This is a genomic window from Actinomadura meridiana (genome assembly GCF_039537545.1).
Taxonomy (GTDB): domain Bacteria; phylum Actinomycetota; class Actinomycetes; order Streptosporangiales; family Streptosporangiaceae; genus Spirillospora; species Spirillospora meridiana.
Window position 1 is genome coordinate 93,428 of sequence record NZ_BAABAS010000005.1, and the last position, 17,568, is coordinate 110,995.

Here is a 17,568-nt window from a genome sequence, read left to right on the forward strand (position 1 = left end):
CGGGTTTTCAGGCGCCGGGTACGGCGACCAGCTCCACCTCCAGCAGGGCGTCGGGGTGGAACAGCCGCGAGACCTCGACCGTGGTGCTCACCGGGCGGAGGTCCCTGAGGAACGGCTCCCGGGCGGCCACGTACTCCGACAGCAGGCTGATGTCGGTGACGAACGTCTGCATCTTCACGATGTCGGCGAAGCCCGCCCCGTGCGCGGCGAGGATCTTCTCGATGTAGGTGAAGGTCAGCTCGGTCTGGCGGGCCATGTCGCCGGGCGCGTCGATCTTGCCGTTCTCGTCCAGGGCGACCTGCCCCGAGACGAACAGCAGCGGACCCGGCGTCACCAGCGCCGTGTGCGAGTAGACGGGCCTCGGCGGCGGGGGGACGCTTTCTGGGTTGCCGAACGTGACGCGCATCCTGATGTTCCTCCTACAGGGCTGACAATGGATGGCGTTTTGACGCTAGGTGCCACGCCGCCATGACACCAGCGAAGGCTTCGCATGGCACTCATGCGCCGAAGGCATGGCTAGAGGGCGGCGTGGCTACAGAGCGAAGAGCACGGCCGTCGCGGCCAGGAGGATCGTCAGGACCGTGCTGATCAGGACGGACTCGGGGTCGGCCGCGCCGCCGCCCCGCGACCTTCGCCGCCGGTCGCGCAGGCTCGCCCGCGCGCGGTGCAGCTGAAGCACCGCGCCCCCGCACACCACCACCGCCGCGATGGCCGCGCCCGCCGCCGACGGCGCGAGCCGCACGCACAGCAACCCCGCGCCGACCAGGGCGAGGGTGGTGCGGGACCAGGCCAGCGCCGTCCGCTCCGGCTGGACGCCCGGGCCGCGCAGGCTCATCGGGCCACGAGCACGGCGACCAGCACGACGATCGCGCCGACCGCCAGGCCGTAGGAGATGACCGGGGCGAGCGCGGGCGGCGGCAGCGTCTCGGCGCGGCGCAGGGCGCGTTCGGTGCGCAGCCAGCGGCGGAACGCCAGCCCGGCGACCAGCGCCCCGGTCGCGGCGAAGCCCACCGCGAGGACGGGCCGCAGCGGCGCCCCGACCAGGTCGTCGGCGAGCGCCAGCCCGACCCCGGCGGCGATCAGCGCCAGCGCCGTCCGGATCCAGGCCAGGAACGTGCGCTCGTTGGCGAGCGTGAAGCGCGGATCGGGATCGGTGCCCTCGGCCAGCAGGCGGTCGGACCACCTGCCGCGCGGGGAATCGGGACGGTGCGGTGCGGTCATCGTCCATTCATATTAGGCGACGAAAACGCGAGCATTACCGTCGGGTAGCCAATAGGCCATTCCGACAGGCCATCCCGGAATTGGCGGTGACCACCGCAGGTCAGCGGCGGTCAGGGCTTGCCGAAGCGGCGGGACGAGGCGTTCTCCTGCGCCAGCCGGTGCAGCGCCGTCAGCACCTGCTCGTACAGCACGGTCGAGACCAGCAGCGAATGGACCGTTCTGGCGCGCGGCGTCCCGGCGGCGACCCGGCCGATCTCGTGGTCGGCCACCTCGGTCGCGGCCTTCACATAGGGGCGCAGGTCGCGCAGGGTGATCGGGAAGCCGAGGCGGCGCAGCGCCACGAACGTGTGCGCGAGCAGATCGCGGGCGGGGGCGCGGTCGCCGACATCCCAGCCGAGTTCGCCGACGAGGGCGTCCACGTCCTCGCGGGCGGCGCGCCAGTGCGGGTCGTGGGGCGCGGCGACATGCGGGCCGATCGCGTGCTGGGTGGTGGCGAACAGGTCGTGCAGGCTGACCCGGTCGTCCTCGATGGCCGCGATGATCTGCTGGATCGCCGACACCGGCAGGTCGCCGACCTCGCGGAGCGCGCTGATCAGCCGCAGCCGCTCCAGATGGCGCAGGTCGTACTCCGACCGCGTCGCGCTCACCGCCGAGCCCTTGGGGAGCAGCCCCTCCCGGATGTAGAACTTGATCGTCTGGACCGTCAGGCCGCTTCGATCGCTGAGCTCGGAGATCTGCACCGTCGCACCCCCTTTACCGTTGGTTAACGGTATCCGGATGGACCAATTAGATACCGGCACTATCCAATGGGTGTCCGAGTTATGGGGGTAAGCGAGGAAGGGCGGATCAGGCGGCCGTCCGGCGCATTCCGTCGGTGATCTTCTCGGCCGCCGCGGCGACCGGACCGGCGTGCAGGCGGCCGGGGGAGCGGGTCAGCCGTTCGAGGGGTCCGGACACCGAGACGGCGGCGATCACCCGTCCGCCCGCGCCCCGGATCGGCGCCGACACCGATCCGACGCCCTGCTCCCGCTCGCCGACGCTCTGCGCCCAGCCGCGGCGGCGGACGGCCGCCAGCGTCGCGGCCTCGAACTTGGCGCCGCGCAGCCCGCGGTGCAGCCGGTCGGGCTCCTCCCAGGCCAGCAGGATCTGCGCGGCCGAACCCGCCGTCATCGGCAGCGCCGCGCCGACCGGAATGGTGTCGCGCAGGCCGCTCACGCGCTCGGCGGCGGCCACGCAGACCCGGGCGTCCCCCTGGCGGCGGAACAGCGAGGCGCTCTCCCCGGTGAGGTCGCGGAGCTGGACGAGGACCGGCTGCGCGATCGCGAGAAGGCGGTCCTCCCCGGCGGCGACGGCGAGTTCGGCGAACCGCGGCCCCAGGATGAAACGCCCCTGCGTGTCGCGGTGGACGAGCCGGTGGTGCTCCAGCGCGACGGCCAGCCGGTGCGCGGTGGGACGGGCCAGGCCGGTCGCCTGGACGAGCTGCGCGAGCGACGACGGGCCGGCTTCCAGCGCGTTCAGTACGAGAACGGCTTTGTCAAGGACGCCGACTCCGCTAGAGTTGTCCATGTCTTGATATTGCCGTCTCGGATTTTGAGATGCAAGTCAGGGCGACGAACCATGACGATCAACACACCCGAGGTGGGAGCGATGGGCCGGACACTGGCCGAGAAGGTATACGACGCGCACGTCGTGCGGCGCGCGGAGGGCGAGCCGGACCTGCTCTACATCGACCTGCACCTCGTCCACGAGGTGACCAGCCCGCAGGCGTTCGACGGGCTGCGGATGGCGGGCCGCACCGTGCGCCGCCCCGACCTGACCATCGCCACCGAGGACCACAACGTCCCGACGACGGACCTGCTCAGGCCCATCGCCGACCCGGTGTCGCGCACCCAGGTCGAGACGCTGCGCAAGAACTGCTCCGACTTCGGGATCAGGCTGCACCCGATGGGCGACGACGGGCAGGGCATCGTCCACGTCATCGGCCCGCAGCTCGGCCTCACCCAGCCCGGCACCACGGTCGTGTGCGGCGACTCGCACACCTCGACGCACGGCGCGTTCGGCGCGCTCGCGTTCGGCATCGGCACCAGCGAGGTCGAACACGTCCTCGCCACCCAGACGCTGCCGCAGAACCAGCCGAAGACCATGGCGGTCACCGTGGACGGCGCGCTGCCCGACGGCGTCACCGCCAAGGACCTCATCCTCGCGATCATCGCGCGGATCGGCACCGGCGGCGGCCAGGGCCACATCATCGAGTACCGCGGCGAGGCCATCCGGTCGCTGTCGATGGAAGGCCGCATGACGGTCTGCAACATGTCCATCGAGGCGGGCGCCCGCGCCGGGATGATCGCCCCGGACGAGACGACCTTCGAGTACCTCAAGGGCCGCCCGCACGCGCCCTCAAATGCTGTTGCCGGGGGGTCTGGGGGGTCGTCCCCCCAGAATGAGAGCGCCGACGACTGGGACCGGGCGGTCGAGTACTGGACGTCCCTGCGCACCGACGACGACGCGGTGTTCGACAAGGAGGTCGTGATCGACGCGGCCGAGCTGACCCCGTTCGTCACCTGGGGCACCAACCCGGGCCAGGGCCTGCCGCTCGGCGACTCCGTGCCCGACCCCGCGTCCTTCGCCGACCCGGTCGCGCGGCAGAGCGCCGAGCGCGCCCTGGAGTACATGGGTCTCACCGCCGGGACGCCGCTGCGCGACATCACGGTCGACACCGTCTTCGTCGGTTCCTGCACCAACGGCCGCATCGAGGACCTGCGCGCCGTCGCGGACGTCCTGAACGGCCGGCGGGTCGCCGACGGCGTCCGGATGCTGGTCGTCCCCGGCTCCATGAAGGTCAAGAAGCAGGCCGAGGCCGAGGGGCTGGACGAGGCCATCTCCGCGTCCGGCGCCGAATGGCGCGAGGCGGGCTGCTCCATGTGCCTGGCGATGAACCCCGACAAGCTCACGCCCGGCGAGCGCAGCGCGTCCACGTCCAACCGCAACTTCGAGGGCAGGCAGGGCCCCGGCGGTCGGACGCACCTGGTGTCGCCCGCCGTCGCCGCCGCCACCGCGGTCACGGGCCGCCTGACCGCCCCCCAAGACCTCGGCGCAGCCGCCGGGGGGCCTGGGGGGTCGTCCCCCCAGAATGACACCGAGCTGTAAGGAACACGATGGAAGCGTTCACCACCTACACCGGACGTGGCGTCCCGCTGCGCCGCAGCAACGTCGACACCGACCAGATCATCCCCGCCGTCTGGCTGAAGCAGGTCAGCCGCACCGGATTCGACAAGGGCCTGTTCTCCGCCTGGCGCGAAGACCCGGACTTCGTCCTGAACCAGCCCCAGTACGACGGCGCGGGCGTTCTGGTCGCCGGGCCCGACTTCGGAACCGGTTCGTCCCGCGAACACGCCGTCTGGGCGCTCCAGCAGTACGGTTTCCGCGTCGTCATCGCGTCCCGCTTCGGCGACATCTTCCGGAACAACTCCACGAAGATGGGGCTGCTGCCCGTCGTCCTCACCGATGAGCAGGTCGACGACCTCCAGACGCGCATCGAGAAGGACCCCGCCCTGGAGATCACCGTCGACCTGGAGAACCGCGAGGTTCGCTGGGACGGCGTGTCCGCCCCGTTCGAGATCGACGACTACACCCGCTGGCGTCTCCTGGAGGGCCTCGACGACATCGGCCTGACCCTCCGCCACGCCGACGCCGTGGCCGCTTTCGAGGGCGACCGGCAGCCCTGGCTCCCCACGACGGTGTAGTGACTTGGTATAGGGCGTTCACGGCTTTTTCGGCCCCGGGTGGGCGGACGGGAACCGGCGGCAGGGAGAATTCTCCTAGTGCGACGACCCGTTCGACTGTTCGGAGGCGTGATTTGAGTACGGTCCCCTGGGCCGGACCAGAGTTTGACGATCCCGCGTTGACGCAGCTAGCACGTCAGTTGCGTGACGCTCATCGGGCGGTCGCGCCGCTGCCGGCCGACACCCGGCAGCGGCTCATCCGCCATCTGCTGGCGATCACCGATCTGGCGAAACGCGACCCTGGGCTGGCCGCGCGCAGGCTGGAGACGTTCCTCGCCGATTTCCACGAGAGCCCCGACGTCGGTTAGCGTGCGCAGTGGCCGGATCCGGTCCGGTCACCCGGCGAGACGGGGGCGAGGCCGACAAAAACGCCAGCGACACGCCAACTCGTGCGTGCAGGTGATTGTGTCCATGCCGAGGGTCCCTTAGTTTCGTTCGGGCAAGGGGGGAACTAGAGGAGTAACCCATGAACAAGCGTGAGCTGGTGGACGCCATCTCTGACCGGCTGGGCAGCAAGAAGGTCTCGGCCGAGGCTGTCGACGCCATCCTGGAGGCGATTCAGACCACCGTCGCCAAGGGCGAGAAGGTCGCGATCACCGGGTTCGGTTCGTTCGAGAAGGCCGACCGGCCTGCCCGTACGGCCCGCAACCCCGCAACGGGCAAGACCATCCAGGTCCCCGCGACGTCCGTGCCGAAATTCAAGGCCGGCGCGGACTTCAAGAACCTGGTGGCCGGCAAGAAGTAGGCGTACCCGCGACAGCGCCCGGGCCCAGAGTCGGCCCCGGGCGCTGTCGCATGTCCGCCCCGGGTCGGACGGGCGGGATCAACCGAGCGGGAAGGTGGACAGGGTCACGACCGAGATCCGGTCGTCGTCGTCCACGGCGAGGTTGACCCTCTGGCCGAAGCGCAGCAGGCGTAGGCCGCCAGCCGCGAACGCCTCCGCGTCGAACGGCAGTTCCGTACCGTCGTCGAGCAGGACGCTGCCCGTCCGGGTTCGCGTGTCGAACTCCTTGACCGTTGCCTGCATAGCGGAACTCTAGGCGAGCGCGGACGGGTTCAGGCGAGCGCGGGCAGGTTCGCCGCGACGGCGGCGGTGCGGGGGCCGGTACCGAGCGCGAGCGCGGCGCGGAGGTCGTCGAGCGTGTCGACATCGCGCCGGACGGTGTCGGTGCCGGGCAACGCCAGTTCGCGGGCGCCGCGGGCCCGGTGCGCCGCGCGGGAGTCGGCGCCGAAGGCCGGGGAGAACGCGACGCCCGGACGGGTCGTGTACAGCGTCGTCCCGGTTCCGGCGGCGTCCGGGACGAACGCCTCCGGCGCGTCGGCGGCCGCGTCCAGGACCAGGGCGAGTTCACGGGGACGCAAAGCGGGCAGATCGGCGGAGAGCGCGCCCACCCCCGCGTCCGCGGCGAGCTCGCGGCCCCGGGCCGCGCCGTAGACCAGCGCGGGATTCAGCCCGGCGTCCGGGACGTCGGGCACGACCCGGGCGCCGAGCGCGGCCAGATCGGCGGCGGGAAGGGGGTCGTCAGTGACGACGATCACGGTGCGGACCCGGTCGCAGCGCAGCGCCGCGGCGACCGTGTCGGTCGCCACCGCCAGCGCGAGGGACTCGCGGTGCGGGCCGGCCGTCGCCGACATGCGGGTCTTCGCCCTGGCCAGCACCTTGACCGGCACGATGAGCGACCATTGGAGGTTCTCTGCGGTAGACATGGCAACTCGACACTATGCGCACCCAACCGCGACACTCATGTACACCCCGCGTTCACCTGGGGGAAGGGACGAGGAGGAATCGAGCATGGGGCACGCTCATTCGCCGGGGTGGCGGAGGTTCACGACCGCCGTCCTGCGCCCGCTGCTCACCGCGCTTCTGAAACGGGACTGGCGGGGCCGCGGGAACGTGCCCGCGACGGGCGGCGTCATCATCGCCGCCAACCACATCTCCGAGGCCGACCCGCTGGCGCTCGCGCACTTCGTCCACAAGTCCGGCCGGTTTCCGGTGTTCCTTGCCAAGTCCACGCTGTTCGACGCCGGGTTCGTCGGGAGGGTCCTGCGGGGGACGGGGCAGATTCCCGTCCACCGGTACAGCGCCGACGCGGCCAACGTCCTGGAGGACGCCGAACGGGCCCTGCTGGACGGCGAGTGCCTGATCTTCTACCCGGAGGGCAGCTGCACCCACGACCCCGAGCTGTGGCCCATGACCGGGCAGACGGGCGTCGCGCGGATGGCGTTGAAGACCGGCGCGGCGGTCGTCCCGGTCGCGACGTGGGGCGCGCACGAGCTGCTGCCCTACCGCAAGGGCGAGCTGACGGGCCTCGCGGGCAGCCTGAAGAAGGGCGTCCACCCGTTCCCGCGCAAGACGATGAAGGTGGCCGCCGGGCCGCCGGTCGACCTGTCGCGGTACACGGAACGACCGCCCGGCCGGGAGACGCTGCGCGCCGCCACCGAGGACATCATGGCCACGATCACCGCCCTGCTCGCCGGGCTGCGCGGCCAGGAGCCGCCGAAGGCGCCCTACGACCACCACCGCGTCCTCGAAGAGCGCCGCGCCAGCTCGAAGGCCAGCTCGAAGGGCACGTCCGAGGCCCCCTCCAAGGCCAGCTCGAAGGCCGCCTCCAAGCCGAAGGCGGAGGGCTCGTGACGTACCGCACCGCGGTGATGGGGGCGGGATCCTGGGGCACCACGTTCACCAAGCTGCTGCACGACGCGGGCGGCGAGGTCGTGCTGTGGGGCCGCCGTCCCGAGGTCGTCGAGGCCGTCAACGAACGGCACGAGAACCCCGACTACCTGCCCGGCGTCACGCTGCCCGAGTCCGTCCGCGCCACGCTCGACCCGGCCGAGGCGCTCAAGGGCGCCGACTTCGTCGCGCTGGCCGTCCCGGCGCAGACCCTCCGGCAGAACCTCACCGCGTGGGTGCCGATGCTGCCGCCGGACGCCGTCCTCGTCAGCCTGATGAAGGGCGTCGAACTCGGCACGTCCCGGCGCATGTCGGAGGTCGTCTGCGAGGTCGCCGACGTCCCCCCGGAGCGCGTCGCCGTGTTCTGCGGCCCGAACCTGGCCCCGGAGATCGCGGCGGGCGAGCCCAACGCGGCCGTCGCCGCCTGCGTGGACGAGAACGCCGCCCAGCGCCTCCAGACCGCGACGATGACGCCGTACTTCCGCGTCTACACCAGCACCGACGTCGTCGGCTGCGAGCTCGGCGGCGCGGTGAAGAACATCGTCGCGCTGTGCGTCGGCATGTCCGTCGGGCTCGGGTTCGGCGCCAGCACGCAGGCGATGCTGATGACCCGCGGGCTCGCCGAGATCGCCCGGCTCGGCGCCGCGCTCGGCGCCGACGAGCACACCTTCGCCGGGCTCGCCGGGATGGGCGACCTCGTCGCGACGTGCATGTCGCCGCTGTCGCGCAACCGGACGTTCGGGGTGAACCTCGGACGCGGCATGACGCTGGACGAGGTCATCGCCGTCACCCGGCAGACCGCGGAGGGCGTCAAGTCGTCCGAGGCGGTCCTGGAACTGGCCCGCAAGCACAACGTGGAGATGCCGATCGCGGAGGCCGTCACCGCCGTCCTGTACCACGGCATGCCGATGAAGGAGGCGGCCATCTCGCTGATCTCCCGCTCCCCGAAGCCCGAACGGTACGGCGTGTGACCGGCGACGCGGGCGGTCGCTCGTGGCCGATCGTGCCTGATCACCGGTAGGGTCGGGCCTCATGTCCCAGGCATCAAGGGTCCGCGTGGCGGTGGTCTTCGGCGGGCGCAGCTCCGAGCACGCGATCTCCTGCGTCACCGCCGGAGCGATCATGGCCGCCATCGACCGGGAGCGGTACGAGGTGGTGCCGATCGGCATCGCCCGCGACGGCCGCTGGGTGCTCCCGCCGAGCGATCAGCGGCTCGCCATCGAGGACGGCCGCCTGCCCGAGGTCACCGGCACCGGCGGCGTCCTCGCCATGCCGTTCGACCCCGACGACCGCGGCCTGATGGTCGTCGGGCCGCAGCGGGTCCCCGAGCGGCTCGGCGACGTGGACGTGGTGCTGCCGCTGCTGCACGGCCCCTACGGCGAGGACGGCACCATCCAGGGATTGCTCGAACTCGCGGGCGTCCGTTATGTCGGGGCCGGGGTGCTGGCCAGTGCCGTCGGCATGGACAAGGAGTTCATGAAGCTCGTCTGGCAGGCACGCGGCCTGCCCATCGGCGACTACGTCGTCGTCGGCGACCGCGCCTGGCGGCACGAGCGCAAGCGCAAGATCGACGAGATCAAGGAGCTGGGGCTCGCGGCCGGACGCGCCGTGTTCGTCAAACCGGCCCGCGCCGGGTCCAGCATGGGCATCAGCCGCGTCGCCGACGAGGCCGACCTCGACGCCGCCGTCGAAGCGGCCCGCGAACACGACCCGAAGGTCATCGTGGAGGCCGCGGTCGAGGGCCGCGAGATCGAGTGCGGCGTCCTACAGGGCGTGGACGACGCCCCCGCCGAGGCGAGCCTGCCCGCCGAGGTGCTGGTGGGCGGCGACCACGACTTCTACGACTTCGAGACCAAGTACATCGACAGCGCCTCCGGCCTGGCCATCCCGCCGGACCTGCCGCCCGCCGCGATCGAGGAGGTCCGCCGCATCGCCGTCCAGGCGTTCGACGCCGTCGACTGCGAGGGCCTCGCCCGCGTCGACTTCTTCCACACCTCCGACGGCCGCTGGATCCTCAACGAGATCAACACCATGCCGGGCTTCACCCCCGCGTCGGCCTTCCCGCAGATGTGGGCGGCGACCGGGCTCGACTACCCGGCGCTCGTCGACCGCCTCATCCAGACGGCGCTGCGCCGCTCCACCGGCCTGCGCTGACCGGTCAGCCGAACGGCACCCACGCCGCGCTCCTCAGCGTGGCGGCGTCGGTGGCGCGGGCGCCGTCCTCGGAGAACGTCCAGAGCGTGCCGCCGACGATGACCGACCGCTGGACGCCACCGGTGTAGGCCCGCCCTGGATGTTTGACGGTGCCGATCTCGCTGATGGACGTCCCGGACACCTTGAGGGCGAGGGCGTCGTTCGTCCCGCCGCCCGGACGATCCACCGGGATCACCGTCAGCCCCGACCGCGGCCAGTACAGGAAGGCGTGCGGCTCGAACTCCGCCTGCGACGAGGCGCCCTTCACCTGGTAGGACGCGACCTTGCGGGGCTGGCCGGACACGTCGAAGAGCGAGACCTGGAGCCCGCGCGTGCGTCCGGACGTGTCGGCGTCCCGTCCGACACCGAGGAGCTTGCCGTCCGCCATGGGATGCAGGTACGCGGAATAGCCGGTGATCTTCAACTCGCCGGTCAACCGGGGACGGCGCGGATCCTTGAGGTCGAGCACGTAGAGCGGATCGACCTGCCGGAAGGTCACCACATACGCGGCGGCCCCGATGAACCGGACGGAGTAGATCCGCTCACCCTTGCCGAGACCGTCGACACGCCCGATCTCACCAAGACGCGCACCATCCTGCGCGAGCACATGCACCGAACTCTCCGACCGCTCCCGATCAGCCCCGAACCGCCCGACAGTAGTGGCCACACGCAGATTCCCGCCGTACTCCGACATGGAGTACTGATTGAGCAGATCACCCTTCACCGACCCGGACGCCACATAACGCGGACGTCCCTTCCCACTGACGTCGAACTTGTAGACATCAGTCTTTTGCTCGATCGCCTTGCTCGGCTCCTTCCACAGGAAAGGCCGCGGGGGAGTGCCGGTGACATAGAGGCTCTTCCCATTCCCGTACACGGTCGCCCCGTCAGCCGTAACGGCGATCGCCTGCGGGTCCCCGAGCCCACGTGACAGGTCGAGCGTCAGCATGCTCAGCATCGCCGACCCCGTATAAGAGGCCGGACGGCTCACCTGGTCACACGGAGGCGTGTACTTCTTCGCGGGCCCACCATTCCCCGCATCGACCTGGAACTCCGGAAGCCACGCACCAAGCGGCGCCTTCATCGCGGCCGCCTTGTTCTCCTGGACGGCCTTCTTCGGGTCCGCGCCATGGCCGGGAAAGTCGATGTCCGGCCTGTTCCGCACCACGACCCGGACCGTGGAGCCGCTCTGCCGCGCGTCCAGATAGTCGGACTCGGTGGTCAGATTGCCGATGACCTTGGGCGTCCCAGACAGATCGACCAACGTCAACCGAGTCGTAGGCCGTGCCGGATGAGGCCACGGCCTGACCTTCCCCGGCATCGCCCGACGCGGAAGAGAAACCAGCGGCCACGACTCACTCAACACGAGCACACGGTCACCACTGAGCAGCAACTGCCCAATCCCGCGCCGCTGCGCCCCCGGGATATCCAGCGTGTGGACGACCTTCCGCGTCACCGGATCGATGACGCGGAGCCGCCCATCCGTGAGCGTCACGATCCGACGCCCATCGGTCTTGACGAGATCGGGCTCGTCGGCCCCCGGCTCATGCGAGTTGGTCGTCGAATGCTCCGGCGCACCCCCCGGCACCGGCGCGGCCTGCGGCACCTTCCCTCGCGACATGCCATCCTCGGCCAGCCCCAAGGGCATGTCGCTCAACCCGTAGGGCCCGACCTTCTCCGCCGTCGCCTGACGCAACCCGTCCAGCAGAGCGTCACAACCGTCATAAGCGACAAGCCGCATCGGCGGCGCCGCCTCCGGCGCCTTACCGCCCCCGGACGACCCACCACACCCGGTCACCCCGACCAGCAACATCGCCGCCGATACCGACGCAAAGGTACGACTACCCATAGACCTCAGACGCCCAGAAGACCCACCCGGTTCCCCCAAGTCCAACTTTTTCTAGACATCAAAAGCCCGAATTGCACCGAACAAAAGGTTTTGCGGCGTGGCATAACTCACGGTCAACGAAGTACCAAGCAATATCCAAAGAAGTGCCGATAGTGTCTTCCGCATGCCAAGTCAACAACACGACATTTCGGCGGAACTCTTCCGCTGGTCGCCAGAACTGGCCGGTGAGCTCCTGGCGGAAATGGGCGTCGAGATTCCCGAGGTGGTGAGCGTCCAGGACGTCTCGGAGTCCTTCATCGACCTCAAGACCAGCGAGTACTCGGGCGACGCCGCCGTCGTCATGGAGACCGTCGACGGCAAACGTGGTGTGGTCGTGGAGGTCCAACGCTGGCCGCCCACCGACAAGGAGTGGACGTGGCCGCTCTACATCGCCATCCTCCGCGCCCGCCAACGCTGCCCGGTCGCACTGCTGGTCCTCGCACCCGACCCGGCCATCGCCGCCCAGTGCGAGCGCCCCATCCAGACCGGCCACCCGAACAACGTCCTGGTGCCCCTGGTGGTCCGCCAGGAGCACGTCCCGTTCCTCAACGACCCGAAGGAGATCGCCGCCGACCCCGCCATGGGCGTCCTGTCCGCCCTCTACCACGGGTACGGCGCGAGATCCGCCGAGGTCGTCAAGTCCGCCGTCCAGGCCACCAACCTGCTCGGCGACAACCACGACGCCAGACTGAACCGTTACTATGACTTCGTAGCCGGAGTGCTTCCCGAGGTCGTCCGCAAGAGCCTGGAGGCCATGATGAAGACCGACTCGCCGTACTACTCCGACCTGTTCCGCAGCGTGGAGAAAACGACCACGGCCAAGATCATCGTGTCGATGATGGAAGGCAAGGGAGTGTCGTTGCGTGTTGAGGATCGGGAGCGGATCCTCGAGTGCACCGACCTGGCGCAGTTGAAGACCTGGCTGAGTCGTGTCGTGGAGGCCAAGTCCGCCGCCGACCTGTTCGGCTGAGTTCGCCGCCAGTGGGTGACTTCCCTAGGGGCCTGGTCGATCTGGGGGCGGTGGCGAAGAGCGTGTCGCACTACTACTCCGACTTCCGTCGCGCCGCGAACGCCGAAGGAAAAGTCGAGGGAAAAGCCGAGTCCGTGGTGATGGTGCTTGAAGCCAGGGGCGTGGCGCTGCGCGCGGACGAGCGCGAGCGGATCCTCGCGTGCACTGACCGGGAGCGGTTGGACGTCTGGCTGCGCCGCTCCGTGCGGGTCGAGTCCGCCGCCGAGCTGTCCGGCTGAGGGTTGGTTTGGTTGGGGGTGTTGGGCTGGGGCGTTTGGGGTGATCAGATGTGCCAGGCTTGGGGGCTGAAACTCACTTGATGAGGGGAATGTCCCTTGGCGCATGGCGACCTGCCGGACCGCATCGGCCCGTATCGGGTCGTGGACCGGCTCGGCGAGGGTGGGATGGGAACGGTCTACGCCGGGCTGGACGCTGCGGGGCACAAGGTCTCAAGGTGATCAGGCGCGAGTTCGCCGCTGACCGGCAGTATCGCGCCCGGTTCGAGGCCGAGGTCGCGGCGGCGCAGCGGGTGCGGCCGTTCTGTACCGCGCCCGTCCTGGACGCGGGGCCCGGCGCGGATCCGCCCTATCTCGTCACGGAGTTCGTGAATGGGCCGAGCCTGGACGCCGCCGTGGCCAAGGACGGGCCGCTGCGGGGCTCCGACCTCGAGGCCGTCGCGGTCGGGATCGCGACCGCGTTGACCGCCATCCACGACGCGGGCATTGTGCACCGCGACCTGAAACCCGCCAACGTGCTGCTGTCCACGTTCGGTCCGCGGGTCATCGACTTCGGCATCGCGCGGTCCCTGGACGCCACCCGCCTCACTGTGACCGGCGGCATCGTCGGCACCCCGGCGTTCATGGCCCCCGAGCAGTTGGACGGACGCGGCGCCGCCCCAGCGTCCGACGTTTTCGCCTGGGGCGCGACCGTGGCGTTCGCCGCGCGCGGCGGGCCGTGCTTCGGCGGAAACTCGATCCCGGCGATCATCCACCAGATCATGAGCGAGGAGCCGGACCTGAGCGGGCTGGACGGGTCGCTCCTCGCCGCCGTCCGCGCGGCGCTCGCCAAGGACCCGGCGCGGCGTCCGGCCGCCCAGGCGCTGTTGGACGGCTCATCTCCGGCGGCGTCCGCGAGGCCAGGACGCAGCCCCCCACGCAGTTCCCGACACAGCCCCGGATCCAGACGGCCGAGGCCGTGCGGCCGCCCGCGCTCGCCGCCGGGGAGGCGGAGGTGCTGGTCGAACGGCAGTACCGGCAGGCCGCGCAGGCGGGCGATCCCGGCGCGATGCGCAACCTTGCCATGCTGCTGCACGGGCAGGGGCGCACGGCCGAGGCGGAGACGTGGAAGCGGTACGCCGACGCGGTCGCCGCGCGCGGGGCCGCGTACCAGCAGCCCACGGGGTACGCGCCGCCCCAGTACGGGCCGCCCGCCAAGCCGCGCGTCAACAGCCTCGCGATCTACGCGGTGTCGATGGGCGCGGTCGGCCTGGTGACGTGCGGGTTGCCGTCCATCCCGGCGATCGTCGCCGGGCACGTGGCGTGGGCGCGGCTGCGGCGCTCCGGGGAGCGCGGGCTGGGGCTGGCGGTGACGGGGATCGCGCTCGGCTGGGTCATGGTCGCGTTCTGGGCGCTGATCGCGTTCGGCGCGGCCCTGCCCGACGAGACCTGACCCGAAAATGCGTTGCGGTGAATTCGGGAATGGTGGCACCGTAGACGACGTCGGCGGGACACACGGTCTCTGAAAGGAGACCGGTCCTTTCATGCGGCTCTACTCCAATTGGTAGAGGGGCCACTTTCAGGAAGTGGTTGTTCCGGGTTCGAATCCCGGGAGCCGTACGCATGCCTCCGTAGTCCAACGGTAGAGACGACAGCATGAGGTGCTGTGCGCTGGGGGTTCGAATCCCTCCGGAGGTACGACGCGGCCGCGAGGCCGTGCGAGGGGCGGCGCCGACGTTCGGAGAGTCGGGTCCGGCTGTAACCCGGTCGCCTTGCGCTGAGTGGGTTCGAATCCCACCCGCCTCACCGTCAGATCTGGCCCTCGGGCTTCGCCGGGATCGTCGCCGTGATCAGCGGGCCCAGTTCGATCAGGACGTCCCCGGCCGGGTTGTACTTGGGCGGGACGGTGACCTCGACGTAGGCCTGGCGTCCGACGGCGACGAACGTGACCGGACGGTCGACGGGGCGACCGAACCACAGCACCCCGTTGATCTCCCCGAGTTCTGACATCGGCTTGAGCGACCGGGGGCGCGGCACACCGCAGCGCAGCGCGATCGCGGGCGACCCCCAGGCGGCGGTCAGCGGCGAGGACGGGGACGTGTCGCGCCGTTCCTGCCCGTGCACCTTCTCGGGGAGCCGCAGCCCCTCGCACAGCCGTTGGACGGCCGCGTCGGGCTGGGGCACCGGCACCTGCACGGCATCGTCGCCGCACGCGGCGGCCATCAGCGCGAGACAGGCGAGGACGCCCGGGAGCGTGCGTCTCAACCTAGATGTGGACGATCGGGCACGTCAGGGTGCGGGTGATGCCGTCGACCGCCTGGATCTGGGCGACGACGAGCTTGCCGAGTTCGTCGACGTTGCGCGCCTCGGCTCGGACGATCACGTCGTAGGGGCCCGTGACGTCCTCCGCCAGAGTGACGCCCGTTATGCCGGAGATGTGGCCCGCCACCGCGGCGGCCTTGCCGACTTCGGTCTGGATGAGGATGTAGGCCTGCACCATCACGTCCTCCCCGGGCGGAGAATCAACCGTCGGACGGTTCACCGTATCGTGTTACGCGCCGCCGCGCGTGGCCAGGGGCTCGCGTGCCGTGATCGGACACGGACGGACGGCCGGAGCGCGGGGGACGGGGCGGATGGGCACGATCGGTGACGCGGGCGAGTTCGGGTTGATCGCCCGGTTGACGCGGCGGCTCCCGCAGGGTTCTGACGTGCGGCTCGGCCCCGGCGACGACGCCGCCGTGATCGCCGCGCCGGACGCACGTGTCGTCGCCACCACCGACCTGCTCGTGGAGGGCCGCCATTTCCGCCGCGACTGGTCCGGGCCGTACGACATCGGGCGCAAGGCCGCCGCGCAGAACCTCGCCGACATCGTCGCGATGGGCGCCCGTCCCACGGCCCTTCTGGTGGGGTTCGCGGCGCCACCCGACACCTGCGTGGACTGGGCCGAAACCCTGTACGACGGGCTCGCGGACGAGTGCCGTGTCGTTGGCGCGTCCGTCGCCGGGGGTGACGTGGTGGGGGCGTCCGAGATCACGCTGGCGGTCACCGCGCTCGGCGATCTGGGCGGCGCCGCGCCGCTCACCCGGTCCGGGGCGCGTCCCGGCGACGTCGTGGCGGTCCGGGGACGGCTCGGGTACGCCGCCGCCGGGCTGGCGCTGCTCGACGCGGGACGGGACGGCCCCGCCGAGCTGCTCGCGGCGCATCGCCGTCCAGAACCCCCGTACGCGGCGGGGGACGAGGCGCGCTCCCACGGCGCCACCGCCCTGCTGGACGTGAGCGACGGTCTCGTCCAGGACCTCGGGCACATCGCGGCCGCCAGCGGCGTCCAGATCGACGTCGACTCCTCGGCCGTCCCCGCCCCGGAGATCCTCGGGCCGGACGGACAGCACCACGCGCTCACCGGCGGCGAGGACCACGCCTTCGCCGCGACGTTCCCTCCCGGCACCGTCCCGCCTGCCTGGACGGTCATCGGAACCGTCGCCGAAGGGGCAGGAGTTCGTGTGGACGGACGCGAACCACCGACCGGCGCATGGGACCATTTCCCGACGTGAAACGGTACGCACGCGACATCCCCACCCGTTCACATTGACGCATCCTGTAGGCAGGGTTGGTGCGGGTTTGGTATACATCCTGTGATCGAAGAGGGATGTGATGGGACGACACGCCAGGCGCGAACGACCGGACGACGAACCCGTATCGGACGTCGGCGCGTCCCAGGGTCTGTTCTACGGTGCTCCGCTGGATCCGTCCTACAACGACCTGGATCCGTCCTACAACGGCTACGGCGGCTTCGACGACTTCGATGACTTCGCCGGGCCGACGGACGACCGCGTCTACGTGTCGCCGCACGAACGCGTCTCGTCCGGTTCGCCGCAGACGCACGGCCCACCGGACGGGTACCTGTTCGAGCCCCTCCCCGGGGACTATCCGGGTGACTATCCAGGCGCTCCAAGCTCCTATCCCGCCACCGCTCCCGAGACGTCGGACCCCTGGTCGCGGAAGGCGCCCGCCGAGCCGGCCCGGTCCCGCAAGTCCCCGTTCAGGTTCCTCTCGCTGCTGCCGGTGCCGCTGCTGCCGATCGTCGCGCTCGTCATCGCGGTCGGGATCGTGGCGTACGCGCTGAGCACGCAGCAGATCTCCCTCAACTTCGCGGGCGGCGCGCCGGACACGCCGCGGCAGACCGACCCCAGGGACAACCAGGTCTCCCAGCGCGGCGACGGCGACGGTGACCGCGCCAGCCGTGGCGGCAACCGCACCGACGGCCTGATCATCGCGTTCCGGGTCGCGTCCAAGAACCCCGGCGGCTTCAAGGCGACCGCCACGATCGCCAACAAGGGCGCGCAGCCCGTCACGAAGTGGGCGCTGGCGTTCACGATCACCACCGCGACCGTCACCGCCATCAAGGGCGCCACCGTCGTGAAGACAGGCAAGATCGCCTATGTGCGCGGACGCACCGCGATCGCCCCCGGCCAGAAGGTGCGGGTCGTGTTCGCGGCGAAGGGCGTCGCGCACAAGCCGTCCACGTGCGTGCTGAACAGCCAGCCCTGCGCCATGGTGTGAGCCGGGCCCATGGTGTGAGCCCGGGCCAT

23 protein-coding genes, 3 tRNA genes and 1 pseudogene are annotated in these 17,568 nt (G+C 70.7%); 17 read left to right on the top strand and 10 right to left on the bottom strand.

The window, feature by feature from the left end:
• Positions 1-7: 7 nt before the first annotated feature.
• The 5 genes from ABD808_RS09670 to ABD808_RS09690 form a co-directional block, all read right to left on the bottom strand.
• On the bottom strand, positions 8-406 hold the full coding sequence (locus tag ABD808_RS09670) for a RidA family protein (protein WP_344893218.1): 399 nt from the start codon (positions 404-406) through the stop codon (positions 8-10).
• A 126-nt stretch (positions 407-532) separates the two neighbouring features.
• Positions 533-835: a DUF202 domain-containing protein gene (locus tag ABD808_RS09675; RefSeq protein ID WP_344893221.1), complete on the bottom strand. Its 303-nt coding sequence runs from the start codon at positions 833-835 to the stop codon at positions 533-535.
• Entirely contained in the window at positions 832-1,221 is a 390-nt protein-coding gene (locus ABD808_RS09680) for a YidH family protein (RefSeq protein ID WP_344893224.1), read from the bottom strand. The genes ABD808_RS09675 and ABD808_RS09680 overlap by 4 nt, the downstream gene beginning before the upstream one ends.
• Before the next feature lie 110 nt (positions 1,222-1,331).
• On the bottom strand, positions 1,332-1,961 hold the full coding sequence (locus tag ABD808_RS09685; RefSeq protein ID WP_344893227.1) for a MerR family transcriptional regulator: 630 nt from the start codon (positions 1,959-1,961) through the stop codon (positions 1,332-1,334).
• A 106-nt stretch (positions 1,962-2,067) separates the two neighbouring features.
• Positions 2,068-2,787: an IclR family transcriptional regulator gene (locus ABD808_RS09690; protein WP_344893230.1), complete on the bottom strand. Its 720-nt coding sequence runs from the start codon at positions 2,785-2,787 to the stop codon at positions 2,068-2,070.
• An 81-nt stretch (positions 2,788-2,868) separates the two neighbouring features.
• Between ABD808_RS09690 and leuC the strand changes: the two genes are divergently transcribed.
• The 4 genes from leuC to ABD808_RS09710 all read left to right on the top strand — a co-directional run bounded on the left by leuC (position 2,869) and on the right by ABD808_RS09710 (position 5,748).
• Complete coding sequence (leuC, locus tag ABD808_RS09695) at positions 2,869-4,368, top strand: 3-isopropylmalate dehydratase large subunit (RefSeq protein ID WP_344895337.1); 1,500 nt, start codon at positions 2,869-2,871, stop codon at positions 4,366-4,368.
• An 8-nt stretch (positions 4,369-4,376) separates the two neighbouring features.
• Entirely contained in the window at positions 4,377-4,964 is a 588-nt protein-coding gene (gene leuD, locus ABD808_RS09700; RefSeq protein ID WP_344893233.1) for a 3-isopropylmalate dehydratase small subunit, read from the top strand.
• A gap of 113 nt (positions 4,965-5,077) precedes the next feature.
• Entirely contained in the window at positions 5,078-5,311 is a 234-nt protein-coding gene (locus ABD808_RS09705; protein WP_486303652.1) for an SCO5555 family protein, read from the top strand.
• Between the two features lie 158 nt (positions 5,312-5,469).
• A complete protein-coding gene (locus tag ABD808_RS09710; RefSeq protein ID WP_344893239.1) occupies positions 5,470-5,748 on the top strand; it encodes an HU family DNA-binding protein in 279 nt (92 codons plus the stop codon).
• Between the two features lie 78 nt (positions 5,749-5,826).
• On the opposite strand, the gene ABD808_RS09715 is transcribed toward ABD808_RS09710, so the two are convergent.
• Positions 5,827-6,030 (bottom strand): hypothetical protein, encoded by a 204-nt coding sequence (locus ABD808_RS09715; RefSeq protein ID WP_344893242.1) that lies wholly within the window; start codon positions 6,028-6,030, stop codon positions 5,827-5,829.
• Between the two features lie 29 nt (positions 6,031-6,059).
• On the bottom strand, positions 6,060-6,710 hold the full coding sequence (gene cofC / locus ABD808_RS09720; RefSeq protein ID WP_344893245.1) for a 2-phospho-L-lactate guanylyltransferase: 651 nt from the start codon (positions 6,708-6,710) through the stop codon (positions 6,060-6,062).
• An 85-nt stretch (positions 6,711-6,795) separates the two neighbouring features.
• Here cofC and ABD808_RS09725 point away from each other — a divergent pair, with 85 nt between their 5' ends.
• The 3 genes from ABD808_RS09725 to ABD808_RS09735 all read left to right on the top strand — a co-directional run bounded on the left by ABD808_RS09725 (position 6,796) and on the right by ABD808_RS09735 (position 9,828).
• Positions 6,796-7,638: a lysophospholipid acyltransferase family protein gene (locus ABD808_RS09725; RefSeq protein ID WP_344893248.1), complete on the top strand. Its 843-nt coding sequence runs from the start codon at positions 6,796-6,798 to the stop codon at positions 7,636-7,638.
• A gap of 17 nt (positions 7,639-7,655) precedes the next feature.
• Positions 7,656-8,645: an NAD(P)H-dependent glycerol-3-phosphate dehydrogenase gene (locus ABD808_RS09730; protein ID WP_344895340.1), complete on the top strand. Its 990-nt coding sequence runs from the start codon at positions 7,656-7,658 to the stop codon at positions 8,643-8,645.
• Between the two features lie 61 nt (positions 8,646-8,706).
• Entirely contained in the window at positions 8,707-9,828 is a 1,122-nt protein-coding gene (locus ABD808_RS09735; RefSeq protein ID WP_344893251.1) for a D-alanine--D-alanine ligase family protein, read from the top strand.
• Positions 9,829-9,832: 4 nt separating this feature from the next.
• Here the strand turns inward: ABD808_RS09735 and ABD808_RS09740 are convergent, their stop codons facing one another.
• Positions 9,833-11,608 (bottom strand): beta-propeller domain-containing protein, encoded by a 1,776-nt coding sequence (locus tag ABD808_RS09740; protein ID WP_344893254.1) that lies wholly within the window; start codon positions 11,606-11,608, stop codon positions 9,833-9,835.
• Between the two features lie 271 nt (positions 11,609-11,879).
• Here ABD808_RS09740 and ABD808_RS09745 point away from each other — a divergent pair, with 271 nt between their 5' ends.
• The 8 genes and pseudogenes from ABD808_RS09745 (at position 11,880) to ABD808_RS09780 (ending at position 14,785) form a co-directional block, all read left to right on the top strand.
• Positions 11,880-12,725: a hypothetical protein gene (locus tag ABD808_RS09745; RefSeq protein ID WP_344893257.1), complete on the top strand. Its 846-nt coding sequence runs from the start codon at positions 11,880-11,882 to the stop codon at positions 12,723-12,725.
• An 11-nt stretch (positions 12,726-12,736) separates the two neighbouring features.
• Positions 12,737-13,003 (top strand): hypothetical protein, encoded by a 267-nt coding sequence (locus ABD808_RS09750; protein WP_344893260.1) that lies wholly within the window; start codon positions 12,737-12,739, stop codon positions 13,001-13,003.
• Between the two features lie 96 nt (positions 13,004-13,099).
• Positions 13,100-13,222 (top strand): hypothetical protein, encoded by a 123-nt coding sequence (locus tag ABD808_RS09755; protein WP_344893263.1) that lies wholly within the window; start codon positions 13,100-13,102, stop codon positions 13,220-13,222.
• A 146-nt stretch (positions 13,223-13,368) separates the two neighbouring features.
• Positions 13,369-13,809 (top strand): annotated as a pseudogene (locus ABD808_RS09760) (serine/threonine-protein kinase); the annotation flags it as partial.
• Between the two features lie 149 nt (positions 13,810-13,958).
• A complete protein-coding gene (locus tag ABD808_RS09765; protein WP_344893266.1) occupies positions 13,959-14,432 on the top strand; it encodes a DUF4190 domain-containing protein in 474 nt (157 codons plus the stop codon).
• 93 nt (positions 14,433-14,525) lie between these two features.
• Positions 14,526-14,599: transfer RNA gene (locus tag ABD808_RS09770), tRNA-Leu, on the top strand.
• A 5-nt stretch (positions 14,600-14,604) separates the two neighbouring features.
• Positions 14,605-14,677, top strand: a tRNA-Leu gene (locus ABD808_RS09775).
• 24 nt (positions 14,678-14,701) lie between these two features.
• Positions 14,702-14,785: transfer RNA gene (locus ABD808_RS09780), tRNA-Tyr, on the top strand.
• Between the two features lie 3 nt (positions 14,786-14,788).
• Here ABD808_RS09780 and ABD808_RS09785 read toward each other — a convergent pair.
• Both ABD808_RS09785 and ABD808_RS09790 read right to left on the bottom strand, forming a co-directional pair.
• Positions 14,789-15,244: a DUF3515 domain-containing protein gene (locus tag ABD808_RS09785; protein WP_344893269.1), complete on the bottom strand. Its 456-nt coding sequence runs from the start codon at positions 15,242-15,244 to the stop codon at positions 14,789-14,791.
• Between the two features lies 1 nt (position 15,245).
• Complete coding sequence (locus tag ABD808_RS09790; protein WP_344893272.1) at positions 15,246-15,479, bottom strand: Lrp/AsnC family transcriptional regulator; 234 nt, start codon at positions 15,477-15,479, stop codon at positions 15,246-15,248.
• A gap of 133 nt (positions 15,480-15,612) precedes the next feature.
• Here ABD808_RS09790 and ABD808_RS09795 point away from each other — a divergent pair, with 133 nt between their 5' ends.
• Both ABD808_RS09795 and ABD808_RS09800 read left to right on the top strand, forming a co-directional pair.
• Positions 15,613-16,530, top strand: coding sequence for a thiamine-phosphate kinase (locus ABD808_RS09795; RefSeq protein WP_344893274.1), 918 nt, complete (start codon positions 15,613-15,615; stop codon positions 16,528-16,530).
• A 100-nt stretch (positions 16,531-16,630) separates the two neighbouring features.
• Positions 16,631-17,539, top strand: a complete 909-nt coding sequence (locus ABD808_RS09800) for a cellulose binding domain-containing protein (RefSeq protein WP_344893277.1) — start codon at positions 16,631-16,633, stop codon at positions 17,537-17,539.
• Positions 17,540-17,568: the final 29 nt, after the last annotated feature.